The following is a 13,795-nucleotide window of genomic DNA, read 5'->3' on the forward strand; positions in this document are numbered from 1 at the left end:
TCTACTGTGCCAACCTCATCACTTCACGCCCATGCGCGCTCCAGCGCGCAACTCATTGCCACCGACGTCTCCGTCATACGCGGTGCAACGCCAATCCTCAACCATGTCGATCTGAACCTCTCGCCGACGTCGCGCGTGGCGATGGTCGGCGAGAACGGCAGGGGCAAGTCCACGCTGCTCCACGTGCTCGCCGGTGATCTCGCCCCCGATGCCGGCACGGTTGACCGGATCGGCACGATCGCCGTGGCCGAACAGGAGTTCGACGCCACGGATGGCCGCACTGTGGGCCAGGTAGTCGCGGAGGCGATCGCAGAATCCCTGGCGGCACTCGCCGAGCTCGACGCGGCAAGCGGCGCCCTGGCCGGCGGAGCCGAGACAGCAGTCCAGAGATACACCGCCGCTTTGGAGCGCGCCGAGGCGCTCGACGCCTGGGATGCCGAACGTCGCGTCCGGATCGCCCTCGATGCACTCCAGGCCGATTCCGATATGGCCAGGCCCCTGGCCGAACTGTCCGTCGGACAACGGTATCGTGTCCGGCTGGCCTGCCTGCTGGGCACCGAGACCGACTTCCTCCTGCTCGACGAACCGACGAACCACCTGGACCGCGGCGGTCTCGAATTCCTGACGGCCCAGCTGCGCTCCAGGTCCGGCGGCGTTGCCGTCGTCACCCACGACCGGGCGCTACTTGCCGACTTCGCCGAGACCGTCGTCGACCTCGATCCGACTCCGGACGGCCGTCCCGCGATCTACGGCAGTGGATATGAGGGCTACCGGACGGGGCGCATCGCCCTGCGGGAACGGTGGGAGCAGGAGTATGAGCGCCAACGAGCCGAACGAGGCCGCCTGCAGGACAGCCTCAGTTCCGCGCAAAATCGCCTGGTCTCCGGTTGGCGGCCGGACAAGGGCACGAACAAGCACGGCCGCGCCACACGGGCCGGCGGTCTGGTCCAGAGCGTCCACCGTCGCCAGGCAGCACTCGAGGCGCACGCCATTACGGTTCCGCAGCCGCCCCAGGTGTTCCACTTCCCCGAACTGCACGTACGCGCCGGAGCATCGCTCTTGACCGTCGACCAGGTCGGCGTCTCCGGCCGACTGGCCGGACCGGTGTCCTTCTCGCTCTCACAGCACGGCAGGCTCGCAGTGCTCGGCCCCAACGGTGCGGGCAAATCGACCCTGCTCCGAGTCTGTGCCGGTGACCTGGCCCCCGATACCGGTTCGGCCCGGTTATCCGGCGGCACACGGCTGGGCTTCCTGCACCAGGAATCGGCGCTGCCCGGCCAGCTGCGCGCAAGCGAGCTCTACGCCTCGCGCCTCGCTGCGCTCCTAGCGGATGGGGTTCTGCCGCAGGCCGAGGCGATCGGCCTGTCGCAGCTGGGCCTGTTGAAGCCCGGCGAGTCGGGCAAACGGGTGGCAGAGCTCTCGATGGGGCAGCAGCGGCGCCTCGAATTGGCCCTGGTGCTGGCGCGTCGGCCGCACGTGCTGTTGTTGGACGAGCCGAGCAACCATCTCTCCATCGCACTCGTCGATGAACTCACCGAGGCCCTGGGGGCGACTGGTGCCGCCGTGGTCATGTCGACCCATGACCGGCAGCTGCGCCGGGACATATCCGATTGGCCCAGCATCGAGGTGGCGACCCCTGCTGCTCTCAGATAGCCGGCACTCTCGATGAGCCCGAGGCCGGTCACCGGAACACCCGGCTGATCGCCGCCGCCAACTGGCTCAGCTGCAGCCAGATGGCGAAGTGATGCACCGGTCGCAGCACCCGGCCCGCTGCAGCCCGGAGGACGTTTCGCCGGCGACCCTTGTGCACCCACGCGGTGGTGATGTGCAGGTGACTGCCGCCGGCGGCCGGCTCCAATTCGATCCGGATCACGCGGGCGTTGGCCTTCGGGGCATCGGGCCAGGTGAAGCGCCATTCGCCCAGCAGCCCCTCCTGCCAGTCGGTTGTCTCCACTCGCGCGGATCGATGCTGCGCTTTCACCCGGGAGGGTCTGCCGTCGGGGTGTTCGGTCACGGCGTGTGCCGTCCACGTCGAACCGACACTCACCACGGCGGGCGGAGCCTCGATCCATCCGGTGCCTGGCTCCCATTCCGGCATTCGCGCAGGGTCGGCCAGCAGCTCCCATACCCGGTCGATGGGGGCTGGCACGAAGCACTCCCGTGTCCCCGACAGGCTATCCGCCTCGGTTCCACCCACAGCGTCGTGGGCATGGCGTTCGGCCTCGTCGAGTCGGGCGATCACGGTTGCGGGCGTCGTGCCCAGGCGCCCGAGCACGGCTTCGATCAATCCGCTGGGTTCGACGACCAGTTCACGCAGAATCGCTGCCGCATCGCCCCGCTTCCCATCCCGAGCCGAGTTCTTGATGATTTCCAAAGCCCGGGGGTGCCAATCCACTGCTCCGGTTTCATGGAAGGTGATCCTGCCGGGCTGTGGGGACTCGGTCCGGATCCCGAGTGAGTTCAGCTGTTCCTCGTGCTGCCGCTCTATGGCGTCGCGAGCGGTTTCCAGGGTGATGCCGAGGCTCCGTAGGAGTTGGCCGGCACGCTGTTCACTGAGGACGAGGGCGAGGAACAGGTCGTCGATCCCCGCAGTCCGCTCTTTGCGGCGGGACGCTTCCTCCATGGCCGTGATGGACAGAGTGTGACTGGTTGCGGTTTGGACGCTGAGCTTGTTCATCGGGTCCTCCTGGGGACGGGAATCGACGGGTCGATTCGCTTCGCATACTTCTTGTGCACCGCTTGGCGTGAGACTCCGAGCGCGCCGGCGATGTCCTGCCAACTCATCCCGGCCCACAGTCCTGCTTCAACCTGCGCCAGTTCCAGGCGCTCTGTGAGCGCACGCAGGGAGGAGATGGCTCTGAGCCCCGCTCGGGGATCCCGTGTGTCGGCAGCCGTTTCGGCTATCTGTGTTGACTCCATGCAGTCAACCTATGTTGCTACCGGTCAGTTGTCAACCATTGTTGCCAACGGAGATGATCAGCCCCTTCTCCCGCGTCCCGATGCAGCCCACCGTGCAGGCAGTCCCCGACCTCACCCGAACAGCTGGTCGCCGCTCTTGTACTCCAGCCCGGGGTGGTTCTCGAAGCGGACCACGCCGACGGCCACGGTATCCGGCACCGCGGCCTTGATCCGCGCGGTCCCCTCGATCCCGAAGCCCCCGCACAATTCGATCGCGCCGACCCCGGCGGCCGCCAGCTCCCGGGCCGCGGCCTCGGAATCGGCGTAGTCCGCAGCACCGACGACCGTCAGGTCGACCCCCGGTGTCTCGACGGTCTGCCTGTCGGTGTGCCAATCGGCACCCGGTGCCAGGAAGATGAATGCCGCTTTGAGTTTCATCACTACTCTCCTTCGATGTCGCCGACTTCACTGTCGGTCGCTCCCGGTGGGCCCGCAAGGGCTCACCAACCGCCAGTGTGGCCCTTTTCCCCTGTGATGACCAGCTATCCCAGCCTGCGAGCGCCCGGCGATCATATTCGGACTCCGCACTATCTTCGGCGCCCGATCCGTGTTTAGGCTGAGGCATGTCCGCAAGCGTATACATCGCATCAGCAGAAGGTCGCTCCGGGAAGTCCACGGTCGCACTCGGAGTACTCGACGTCATCGGCCGCACCAGCCCACGGGTCGGGGTGTTCCGGCCGGTCACCCGCACCCGGGATTCCCGCGACTACGTCCTCGACATGCTCCTGGAGCACACCACCGCCGACCTGGACTACGAGACGTGCATCGGCACCACCTATGAACAGCTGCACGCGGATCCCGACGCCGCTCTGGCGCTCATCGTCGAGCGCTTCAAGGCCGTCGAGGCCCAGTGCGAATTCGTCGTCGTGCTCGGCAGCGACTACACCGATGTGTCCACCCCGGCCGAGCTGGCGGACAACGCGCGGATCGCTGCGAACCTGGGCGCCCCGGTCCTGCTGGTACTCGGCGGGCGCGCCCCACAGGGTGAGAACGTGCGTTTGGGCGGCGGCACCGCCCGCACCCCGGCCGAACTCGCGCAGGTGGCCACCGTGGCTTTCTCCGAACTCGGCCAGGAACGGGCTGAACTGTTCGCGATCGCCGTCAACCGGGCGGACCCGGACGCTTTGGAGGCTACCTCCGAAGCCGTGCGCGAGGCCGCGGCCCGCGCCGTTCCGCCGGTCGGCGGTACGGATGCCGCGCTGCCGGTGTGGGCCCTGCCCGAGGACCCGGTTCTGGTGGCGCCGTCGGTGGCCGATGTACGCGACTGCCTGGGCGCTGAGTTCGTCGGTGGGGATCCCGCCTTGCTCGAGCGCGAGGTGATGGGAGTCGTGATGGCGGGCATGTCGATGGACAATGTACTGCCCCGCCTGCACGACGGCTCCCTGGTGATCGTCGCCGCCGACCGCACCGAGGTGCTGCTCTCGTGTCTGTTGGCCCATGCATCGGCCACATTCCCATCCCTGGCCGGCATCGTACTCAACGGCCCCTTCGACCTGCCAGAGGCCGTCGACCGGCTCGTCGCGGGTCTGGGCTCGCCGCTGCCCGTCCTGACCACCCCCGGCGGCACCTTCGACACCGCGGCGCGCGTGATGCGCACGCAGAGCAGACAGGCTGCGGCTTCGCCGACACGCTACGATGCGGCATTGAATTTGTTCCGGCGCCACATCGACGCGGGGGTGCTGGCCAAGAGCCTGGGCCTGGCGCGCTCGCAGGTCGTCACCCCGCTGATGTTCGAGTACGGCCTGGCGCAGCGGGCGGGCAATGACCGCAAGCGGATCGTCCTGCCAGAGGGCGATGACGACCGAGTCCTGCGGGCGGCGGCGCGCGTGCTGGGTCGCGGCATCGCGGACCTGACGATCCTGGGCGACGAGGCGAAGGTGCGCGCCAGGGCAGCGGAGCTGGGCTGCGATTTGGACGCCGCCACGGTCATCAGTCCCTTCGATCCCGGATATGTCGACCGCTTCGCCCAGGTCTACACGAGGCTGCGGGCCCACAAGGGCATGACGTACGACCGGGCGGCAGATACCGTGACCGACGTGTCGTACTTCGGCACCCTGCTCGTCCACGAGGGTCTGGCCGATGGCATGGTCTCCGGAGCCGCGCACACCACGGCGCATACAATCAGGCCGGCGTTCGAGATCATCAAGACGCGCCCCGACGCACAGGTCGTGTCCTCGGTCTTCCTCATGGCACTGGCCGACCGGGTTTTGGTCTACGGCGACTGCGCGGTCATACCGGATCCCGATGCCGGGCAACTGGCCGATATCGCGATCTCCTCGGCCACCACAGCCGCTGGATTCGACATCGAGCCGCGGGTGGCGATGCTGTCGTACTCCACGGGCGATTCCGGATCCGGTGCGGATGTCGACAAGGTCCGCGAGGCGACCCGACTGGTCCACCAGCGTCGCCCGGATCTGGCAGTCGAGGGTCCGATCCAGTACGACGCCGCGACCGATGCTGCGGTCGCCGGCAAGAAGCTGCCGGGTTCGCAGGTGGCGGGCCGGGCGACGGTGTTCGTCTTCCCGGACCTCAACACCGGAAACAACACGTACAAGGCGGTCCAACGGTCCGCCGGCGCACTGGCGATCGGGCCGGTGCTCCAGGGCTTGAACAAGCCGATCAACGATCTGTCCCGTGGCGCGCTGGTCGACGATATCGTCAATACGATCGCGATCACCGCGATCCAGGCACAGGGTGGTAGGTCATGAGCGTCGTGCTCGTCATGAACAGCGGTTCCTCTTCGTTCAAGTACCGGCTGATGGCCGTCGAAGCGGAGATCCCGCTGGCCTCCGGGGTGGTCGAGCGGATCGGCGAGGACATGGGCCGGGCCAGGCACACCGTGCACCACTGGCCGCACGCAGAGGGCGGTGACAGCGTGTTCACCCAGGACCTGCCGATCCCGGACCATGCCGCCGGCTGCCGGGTGATGCTCGACGCCTTCGCCCAGTACGGGCCCTCCCTGTACGAGCACCCGCCGGTCGCCGTGGGTCACCGGGTGGTCCACGGCGGCGCCCGGTTCTTCGCGCCTACGGTCATCACCTCGCTGGTGGAGATCAACATCGACGAGCTCTCCCTGCTGGCCCCGCTGCACAATCCGGGTGCTGTGGCCGGCATCCACGCCGCCGAGGTCGCCTTCCCCCGGGTGCCGCATGTGGCGGTGTTCGACACGGCCTTCCATCAGACGATCGAGCCGGCGGCCTACACCTACGCGATCGATAAGAAGGTGGCCACGTCGAACCGTATCCGCAAGTACGGCTTCCACGGCACCAGTGTGAAGTTCGTCTCCGAACGCGCGGCCCAGTTCCTGGGCAGGCAGCCGGAGGAACTCAAACAGATCGTGTTCCACCTGGGCAATGGGGCGTCTGCCACTGCCGTGTCCGGTGGCAAATCCGTCGACACGTCCATGGGCTTCACCCCCTTGGAGGGCCTGGTGATGGGCACCCGGTCCGGCGATATCGATCCGGCCGCGCTGTTCCACCTGGCCCGGCGCGCCGATATGTCCACCGGTGACCTTGACACGCTGCTCAACAAGCGCTCGGGCCTCCTCGGCCTGACCGGGGCATCCGATATGCGCGACGTCCTCGAACGCAGGGAGGCAGGCGATCAGGATGCCGCACTGGCCTACGACGTCTACGTCCACCGGCTGCGCGCCTATGCGGGCTCGTATCTGGCACAGCTCGGCGGGGCCGACGTCATCGTGTTCACAGCCGGGGTCGGCGAACACTCCCCCGCGGTCCGGGCGGATGCCTTGTCAACGCTGGGCTTCGCCGGCATCCACATCGATCCCGTGCGCAATGCCCAAGCCGGCTCCGGCATCAGTGTGATATCCCCGGACGATTCGCCGGTCACGGTGTTGGTGGTGCCGACGAACGAGGAGTTGGAAATCGCCCGGCAGACCCTGGAGGCCGCGAACGCGTGAAACACATGTCTGAAGTGATTCTTGCACTCTGAGACGACGCGCGTCGGGGCGGGCGGCGGGCGGATAATATTCCGGTTAACTCCCCGGAATCGAAAGTGACCGTTCTCCTATGACCGCTCCAGCGGCGGCGTCCCCGGCGCCCGCCAATCAGACATCCCCCAAGGATATGCGCAAGATCTCCACCGCCAGCGCCTTCGGCACCGGCATCGAGCTCTACGACTTCCTGATCTTCGGCCTGGCCGCGGGCCTTATCTTCCCCAAGCTGTTCTTCCCCGGCTCCGATCCGCTGATGGGCACGCTGCAGTCCTTCATGGCCTTCGGCGCGGGCTTCCTGTCCCGGCCCCTGGGCGGAATCGTCTTCGGCCACTTCGGTGATCGGGTCTCGCGCAAGACCATGCTGGTCATATGCCTGGTCGCCACCGGCACCTGCACGGTCCTCATCGGGTGCCTGCCCACTTACGGCACGGTCGGTGCGCTGGCGCCCGTCCTGCTGGTGTCCCTGCGCATCCTCCAGGGCTTCTTCATGGGCGGCGAACAGTCCGGCGCCTTCATCATGGTCACCGAACACGCCCCGCGCGGCCGCAAGGCCTTCTTCGGCGCCTTCGTCACAGCCGGCTCCCCCATCGGCACCCTGCTGGGCATCGGCGTATTCCAGCTCACGGCCCTGTTCACCGGCGACGCCTTCGCCACCTGGGGCTGGCGCATCCCATTCATCGCCTCGGCCATCCTCATCATCATCGGCATCTACGTGCGCGTGGGCATCGACGAATCCCCGTCCTTCAAGAAGATCTCCAAGGCCGGTGCCGTCGCCAAACTGCCCCTGGCCGGCGTCATCGCACACGCCTGGCCGTTCCTCATCGCCGGCGTCCTGGTGAACCTGGGCTTCAACCAGTTCATGTTCATCATCAACTCCTTCACCACGTCGTACGCCGTCAAGCAGATCGGGTTCAGCCAGACCGACACGCTGATCTCCGGACTGGTCGGCGGCTTGGGGATGCTGATCGCGGTCTTCGTCGCCGGCTGGGCCGCCGACCGCTTCGGCCTGATCAAGGTCATGATGTGCGGGGCCCTGTTCCAGCTGGTGTGGGCCTACCCGTACTTCCTGCTGATCGACTCGGGTTCCGTGGTCGGCCTCTACCTCGCCGTGGTCGTCGGTTACATCGGACTGAGCTTCGTCTTCGGTCCCATGGCCGCGTTCTACGTCAGCCTGTTCGACCCGGCGCACCGGTATTCCGGGGTCGCAGTGTCCTACAACCTGGGAGCCGTACTCGGCGGGGGCCTCTCCCCCTCGATCGCCCAGGCGCTGCTGGCCTCCGGCGCCGGCTCGGCGGGCATCTCGGCCTATGTCGCACTGGGCGGGGTACTCTCGGCCATCGGCCTGTTCATCGGCATGAAGCAGGTCCAGCGGGCCAAAGCCGCCTGGTGATGCCCGCGGCGCCCCGGCTGCAGGCTCAGGCGAGTTGGCAGCCGGGGCACCAGTACAGTTTGCGCCCGGCCACGACTTCCAGGGCCACGGGGGTGTGGCACCTGTAGCACGGCTGCCCGGCCCGACCGTAGACCGCGTGTCGGCCCTCGACCGTTTCGAGGGCCAGTTGCTTCGCCGCACCGCGCAGTCGGGTACGGGTGACGATCACCCCGGTCTCCACGCCGATCGGCAACAGTCGGCACCAATCGTCCCACAGGGCCCGCAGCACCTCGACGGGCAGGGCATTCGCCGCCGTATGGGGGTTCACCCGGGCCCGGAACAGCAGCTCGGCCCGGTAGATATTGCCGATTCCCGCAACCACCGCCTGGTCCATCAGCACTGTGCCGATCGGCGTGCGCTTGCGCTGGGCCACGGAGATGAACCGGCGGCCCCCGGCGGCCCGGCCGTCGACCAGCGGATCGGGACCCAGTTTCCGCAAACGGGCCGTCAGTTCCCCTGGCTCCAAGACCTCGCAGGCGGTGGGCCCGCGCAGATCGGCGCAGGCGTCGGCTGTCAGCAGGCGGGCACGCACCGCGCCGACGGGTTCCGGGGGCCAGACGGGCCCGCCGACGGTTTCGGCCGCGGTTTCATCCGGGCGGGGCAACTCGTTCTCACCGGCCCGCAGCCGGGTCACCCGGCCAGCGCGCAATTTCCTGGGCGCGCCCATGCTGCGCTGGGCCAGCGAGTACTCGCCCGTCTGCCCCGCGCGCTCCCCCTGCCCGGTCAGCCGGGCGAAATCCCAGGCCCCGTAGAGCCCCAGGTGGACCCGCAGGCACAGCTCGCCGGAGAAGGACAGGAAGAGCTGCTTGCCCACCGCGTAGGACTCCTCTATCGTCCGGCCGTCGAGGAGCGCGGCGCCGGCTGCGAACCGGCCCTGGGGCGAGGACACCGCGACCCGCCTGCCGACCATCAGGTCGGCGAAGCGGGCCGCGATTCTGTGGACCGAATGTCCCTCGGGCATCAGGCCGTGGCGCCGGGGCCGGTCGCGGCCTGCTCGCCCAGCTGTGCGCGGATCTTGGCCGCCGCCGCCTCCAGGGTCTCCGGCGAGGCGACCGAGCCGCGCTCGAGCACATGGAAGTCCTTCAGCGAGTTCGTCGGCCACACATGGATGTGGACGTGGGGCACCTCGTAGCCCTGCACCATGACGCCCACCCGCTGGCAGCCGAAGGCGGCCTGCTGGGCCTGTCCGATCAGCTGCGCCACCGTAAACAGGTGTGCGTTGAGTTCGGTGGGCAGATCGAGCCAGTGGTCGATCTCCTGGCGCGGGACGACCATCGTGTGGCCGGCGGTCAGTGGCTGAATGTCCAGGAACGCGACGCACAGGTCGTCCTGGTAGACGAAAGTGCCGGGGATTTCACCGGAGATGATCTTGGAGAAGATGCTGGGCATGGTGTGGCCTCCTCAGTGCAACCATGAAGCGAGGTCGCGGACCCGGTCCACAGGGCCGGTCTCCGCGCGTTGGATGATTCCGTGGGTGTCGATGAGGAAAGTACCACGTCGGGCGGCACCACGCTGTTCGTCGAACACCCCATAGGTCTGTGCGGCCGCACCGTGCGGCCAGAAATCGCTGAGCAACTCGATGCCGATCCCTGCCTCCCGGCTCCAGGCCGCCAGGGTGTACTTCGAGTCGACGCTGATGCCCACTGCACGGATTCCGCCGCCTGGTTCCCCGGTCCGGGCCAGATCCGTCAGCAGTGACATCTCCCGGCCGCACACAGGAGAGAATGCGAACGGGTAGAACACCAAGAGGACTGCCGACTCCCGGCTGGCCTCGGAGAGCACGAAGGTCGAGCCGTACTGGTCCGGCAGAATCAGTTCCGGCGCCGGAACGCCGGGGACCGGAGCCGCGCCGTTCATCTCAGCCGTTGCTCTTCTTGGCGACCAAACGCACGCCCGACCAGTCCGGGCCGACGCTGACGGTGGTCGTCACGTGCATGCCGGCGGTGGGCGCCGCATCGTTGATCTCAACCGGGCTGATGTGTCCGGGTCGCCCGGCCTTGGGGGTGAGCAGATAGACCGTGCCGGTCTCGGAGAGCATGGTCTGAGCGTCGACCAAGCCGTCGACCAGATCTTCGTCGTCCGAACGCCACCACATCACCACGGCGTCGAAAACGTCCTCGACGTCGTCGGCGGCCATGTCCTCGCCCGTGATCTGTGCGATGGCATCGCGCAGCGCGAAGTCGACATCGTCGTCGTAGCCCAATTCCTGAATGTACTGTCCCGCGCTCAGCCCCAGTGGATTGTTCGCCCCCGGGTCGGTGGCTGCGGTTGGTGCGGAATCCTTATTGCTCGTCCTACTAGAGGAAGTCGTTGCCATACTCCTTAATTTTTCATGTGAAGCGGCATTCGGGCAAATGCCCGGCCAGAAACGTGCCCGTCCGTCCCACCATGGGAGACACCGACCAGCGCCGGTGATCGGTTCCACAACCCGATCAGGGCTCTGACAGGGCACAATGCGCCCGGCCACGACATATCGGGACCCTGACTGTCATAAACTAGTGACGGTAAAAGTCTAAACTCCATACCTTTCGAACGACCGTTCAACTGGCATGGGCAGACAACGTTTCCGACCAAATCCCAAGCGGAAGGAATGCGCCTTGGACAACAAGAGCAACGGTCCGATCCTCAACGGCCTACCGGCCCAGGTACCGGACATCGATCCGGAGGAGACGCGCGAGTGGCTCGACTCCCTCGATGGAGTCGTCAAGGACGCGGGCCCCGAGCGCGCCCGCTACATCATGCTCAGCCTCATCGAGCGGGCCCGCGAGAAGAACGTGGGCGTGCCGAACCTGGTCACCACCGACTACATCAACACGATCGCCCCGGAGAACGAACCGTGGTTCCCCGGTGATGAACAGGTCGAACGCCGCTACCGCAGCTGGAACCGCTGGAACGCCGCAATGCTCGTCCACCGTGCACAGCGTCCCGGCATCGAGGTCGGCGGTCACATCTCGACCTACGCCTCTGCCGCGACACTCTACGAGGTCGGCCTGAACCACTTCTTCCGCGGCAAGGACCACCCCGGCGGCGGCGATCACATCTTCTTCCAGGGCCACGCCTCCCCCGGGATGTACGCCCGGTCCCTCCTCGAGGGCCGGATGAGCGAAGACCAGCTCGACGGTTTCCGCCAGCAGGTCTCCCACCGCATCGACGGCAAGCCCTTCGGCATGCCCTCGTATCCGCACCCGCGCCAGCTGCCGAACTTCTGGGAGCACCCCACCGTGTCCATGGGCCTGGGGCCGATGAATGCGATCGCGCAGGCCCAGTTCGACCGCTACCTGATGGGCCGCGGCATCAAGGACACCTCGCAACAGCACACCTGGGCCTTCCTGGGCGATGGCGAAATGGACGAGCCCGAGAGCCGCGGCATGCTCCAGACCGCGGCATACGAGGGCCTGGACAACCTGACCTTCGTCATCAACTGCAATCTGCAGCGCCTGGACGGCCCGGTGCGCGGCAACGGCAAGATCATCCAGGAGCTGGAAGCACAGTTCCACGGTGCCGGTTGGAACGTCATCAAGGTGATCTGGGGCCGCGAATGGGATGACCTGCTGGCCCGCGACCGTGACGGCGCACTGGTCAACCTGATGAACCAGACCCCCGACGGCGATTACCAGACGTACAAGGGTGAGTCCGGTGGTTTCGTGCGCGATAACTTCTTCGGCCGCGATCCCCGGACCAAGGCCATGGTCGAGGAGTACACCGACGCCCAGATCTGGGGCCTCAAACGCGGTGGCCATGACTACCGCAAGGTCTACGCGGCCTACAAGGCGGCGATGGAGCACAAGGGACAGCCGACCGTCATCCTGGTCAAGACCGTCAAGGGTTACTCACTGGGACCGCACTTCGAGGCCCGCAACGCGACGCACCAGATGAAGAAGCTCACGATCGAGGATCTGAAGCTGGCCCGTGACCACTTCAACATCCCGATCAGCGACAAGCAGCTCGAGGAGAACCCGAAGAAGCCGCCGTACTACAACCCCGGCCCCGACGCCCCGGAGGTCCAGTACCTGCGCGAACGCCGCCGCGAGCTGGGCGGTTTCGTCCCCGAGCGCCGCTCGAAGTACACGCAGATCAAGCTGCCCGATGACAAGGACTTCAAGGTCGGCTACAAGGGCTCGGGCAAGCAGAAGATCGCCACGACCATGGGCTTTGTGCGCGTGCTCAAGGATCTGATGCGCGACAAGGAGTTCGGCAAGCGCATCGTCCCGATCATTCCCGACGAGGCCCGCACATTCGGCATGGACTCGTTCTTCCCGACGGCCAAGATCTACAACCCGCACGGACAGAACTACATCTCCGTCGACCGCGATCTGTTCCTGGCCTACAAGGAGGCCACGGACGGCCAGTTGCTGCACATGGGCATCAACGAATCCGGCTCCACCGCCGCATTCACGGCAGCCGGCACCAGCTATGCCACGCACGGCGAGCCGATGATCCCGTTCTACATCTTCTATTCGATGTTCGGGTTCCAGCGCTCCGGCGATGGATTCTGGGCCGCCGGCGACCAGATGGCGCGCGGTTTCATCCTGGGAGCCACCGCCGGCCGCACGACGTTGGTCGGCGAGGGCCTGCAGCACGGCGATGGTCACTCGCACATCCTGTCCTCGACCTTCCCGTCGATCGTGTCCTACGATCCGGCCTATGTCTACGAAATCGCCCACATCGTGCGCGACGGTCTGCACCGTATGTACGACCCGGCCGATTCCCGCGACCCGAACGTCAGCTACTACATCACGATGTACAACGAGCCGATGGTTCAGCCGCCCGAGCCGGAGGGCCTGGACGTCGACGGCCTGCTCAAGGGCCTGTACAAGCTCAAGGACGGACCTGCGATCTCCGGAGCGCCCAAGGCCCAGCTGATGGCCTCCGGCGTTGGTGTGCCGTGGATCCTGCAGGCCCAGCAGATGCTGGCAGAGGATTGGGGTGTCAGCGCCGACGTCTGGTCGGTCACCAGCTGGCAGGAACTGCGTCGTGACGGCCTGACCTGCGACGACGAGCGGCTGCTCCATCCGGAGGCCGAGCCGCGCGTGCCCTTCGTCGCCCAGCAGCTGGCCGGCGCCGACGGCCCCGTCATCGCCACAAGTGATTTCTCCCGTGGCGTGCCGGATATGATCCGGCAGTACGTGCCGAATCACTTCGTGTCGCTGGGCGCCGACGACTATGCGATCTCGGATACCCGTCCGGCCGCACGCCGTCACTACCTCATCGATGCCGCCTCTGTCGTCGTGCAGACGCTCATCAGCCTGGCCGATCTCGGACTGGTCGACTCGGCCCTGGCCGCCCAGGCGACCAAGAAGTACAAGCTCGACGATCCGACGGCCGGTGACTCGGGCTCGACCGAGGGTTCCGCGGCCTGACCGGGTCCCGCACCCCTCCCTGCCGCGCCCCGATTCGCGCGGCTTGACGACGGGGGCGGCGGTCCCGGCGGATCCACAGTGATCCGCCGGGAC

At 66.9% G+C, this 13,795-nt stretch carries 12 protein-coding genes; 5 read left to right on the forward strand and 7 right to left on the reverse strand.

The genetic code is table 11. The features are described from left to right. The first annotated feature begins 6 nt into the window (after positions 1-6). Positions 7-1,653: an ABC-F family ATP-binding cassette domain-containing protein gene (locus tag NQ038_RS13325; protein WP_257046908.1), complete on the forward strand. Its 1,647-nt coding sequence runs from the start codon at positions 7-9 to the stop codon at positions 1,651-1,653. Between the two features lie 28 nt (positions 1,654-1,681). Here NQ038_RS13325 and NQ038_RS13330 read toward each other — a convergent pair whose 3' ends face one another. From NQ038_RS13330 to NQ038_RS13340, 3 genes are all read right to left on the reverse strand, one after another. After that, a complete protein-coding gene (locus NQ038_RS13330; RefSeq protein WP_257046909.1) occupies positions 1,682-2,677 on the reverse strand; it encodes an SRPBCC domain-containing protein in 996 nt (331 codons plus the stop codon). After that, entirely contained in the window at positions 2,674-2,919 is a 246-nt protein-coding gene (locus NQ038_RS13335; RefSeq protein WP_257046910.1) for a hypothetical protein, read from the reverse strand. Before NQ038_RS13335 ends, NQ038_RS13330 begins: the two co-directional genes overlap by 4 nt. A 111-nt stretch (positions 2,920-3,030) precedes the next feature. Then, positions 3,031-3,336, reverse strand: coding sequence for a DUF6506 family protein (locus NQ038_RS13340; RefSeq protein WP_257046911.1), 306 nt, complete (start codon positions 3,334-3,336; stop codon positions 3,031-3,033). A gap of 185 nt (positions 3,337-3,521) precedes the next feature. Between NQ038_RS13340 and pta the strand changes: the two genes are divergently transcribed. From pta to NQ038_RS13355, 3 genes are all read left to right on the forward strand, one after another. Continuing rightward, positions 3,522-5,666: a phosphate acetyltransferase gene (gene pta, locus NQ038_RS13345; RefSeq protein WP_257046912.1), complete on the forward strand. Its 2,145-nt coding sequence runs from the start codon at positions 3,522-3,524 to the stop codon at positions 5,664-5,666. Further along, entirely contained in the window at positions 5,663-6,877 is a 1,215-nt protein-coding gene (locus NQ038_RS13350; RefSeq protein ID WP_257046913.1) for an acetate/propionate family kinase, read from the forward strand. The genes pta and NQ038_RS13350 overlap by 4 nt, the downstream gene beginning before the upstream one ends. A gap of 109 nt (positions 6,878-6,986) precedes the next feature. Beyond that, positions 6,987-8,303, forward strand: coding sequence for an MFS transporter (locus tag NQ038_RS13355; RefSeq protein WP_257046914.1), 1,317 nt, complete (start codon positions 6,987-6,989; stop codon positions 8,301-8,303). A 25-nt stretch (positions 8,304-8,328) separates the two neighbouring features. Here NQ038_RS13355 and NQ038_RS13360 read toward each other — a convergent pair whose 3' ends face one another. Genes NQ038_RS13360 through NQ038_RS13375 form a run of 4 tightly spaced genes read right to left on the reverse strand, consistent with a single transcriptional unit; the run spans position 8,329 to position 10,659 of the window. Beyond that, positions 8,329-9,303 (reverse strand): Fpg/Nei family DNA glycosylase, encoded by a 975-nt coding sequence (locus NQ038_RS13360; protein ID WP_257046915.1) that lies wholly within the window; start codon positions 9,301-9,303, stop codon positions 8,329-8,331. Then, positions 9,303-9,731, reverse strand: coding sequence for an HIT family protein (locus NQ038_RS13365; RefSeq protein WP_257046916.1), 429 nt, complete (start codon positions 9,729-9,731; stop codon positions 9,303-9,305). Before NQ038_RS13365 ends, NQ038_RS13360 begins: the two co-directional genes overlap by 1 nt. 12 nt (positions 9,732-9,743) lie before the next feature. Continuing rightward, the gene (locus NQ038_RS13370; protein WP_257046917.1) at positions 9,744-10,199 is read right to left on the reverse strand and encodes a redoxin domain-containing protein; all 456 of its coding nucleotides are present in this window, start codon (positions 10,197-10,199) and stop codon (positions 9,744-9,746) included. Position 10,200: 1 nt separating this feature from the next. Next, positions 10,201-10,659, reverse strand: a complete 459-nt coding sequence (locus tag NQ038_RS13375; protein WP_257046918.1) for a DUF3052 domain-containing protein — start codon at positions 10,657-10,659, stop codon at positions 10,201-10,203. Positions 10,660-10,939: 280 nt separating this feature from the next. On the opposite strand from NQ038_RS13375, the gene aceE reads away from it, so the two are divergent. Beyond that, positions 10,940-13,702, forward strand: coding sequence for a pyruvate dehydrogenase (acetyl-transferring), homodimeric type (gene aceE / locus NQ038_RS13380; protein WP_257046919.1), 2,763 nt, complete (start codon positions 10,940-10,942; stop codon positions 13,700-13,702). Positions 13,703-13,795 lie beyond the last annotated feature (93 nt).

Source organism: Brevibacterium sp. 50QC2O2, from assembly GCF_024580675.1.
GTDB classification, from domain to species: Bacteria; Actinomycetota; Actinomycetes; order Actinomycetales; family Brevibacteriaceae; genus Brevibacterium; species Brevibacterium moorei.

Coding starts and splice junctions, on each gene's coding strand:
- NQ038_RS13330 (WP_257046909.1), bottom strand. CDS start 2,677: ATGAACAAGCTCAGCGTCCAAACCGCAACCAGTCACACTCTGTCCATC.
- NQ038_RS13335 (WP_257046910.1), bottom strand. CDS start 2,919: ATGGAGTCAACACAGATAGCCGAAACGGCTGCCGACACACGGGATCCC.
- NQ038_RS13340 (WP_257046911.1), bottom strand. CDS start 3,336: ATGAAACTCAAAGCGGCATTCATCTTCCTGGCACCGGGTGCCGATTGG.
- pta (WP_257046912.1), top strand. CDS start 3,522: ATGTCCGCAAGCGTATACATCGCATCAGCAGAAGGTCGCTCCGGGAAG.
- NQ038_RS13350 (WP_257046913.1), top strand. CDS start 5,663: ATGAGCGTCGTGCTCGTCATGAACAGCGGTTCCTCTTCGTTCAAGTAC.
- NQ038_RS13355 (WP_257046914.1), top strand. CDS start 6,987: ATGACCGCTCCAGCGGCGGCGTCCCCGGCGCCCGCCAATCAGACATCC.
- NQ038_RS13360 (WP_257046915.1), bottom strand. CDS start 9,303: ATGCCCGAGGGACATTCGGTCCACAGAATCGCGGCCCGCTTCGCCGAC.
- NQ038_RS13365 (WP_257046916.1), bottom strand. CDS start 9,731: ATGCCCAGCATCTTCTCCAAGATCATCTCCGGTGAAATCCCCGGCACT.
- NQ038_RS13370 (WP_257046917.1), bottom strand. CDS start 10,199: ATGAACGGCGCGGCTCCGGTCCCCGGCGTTCCGGCGCCGGAACTGATT.
- NQ038_RS13375 (WP_257046918.1), bottom strand. CDS start 10,659: ATGGCAACGACTTCCTCTAGTAGGACGAGCAATAAGGATTCCGCACCA.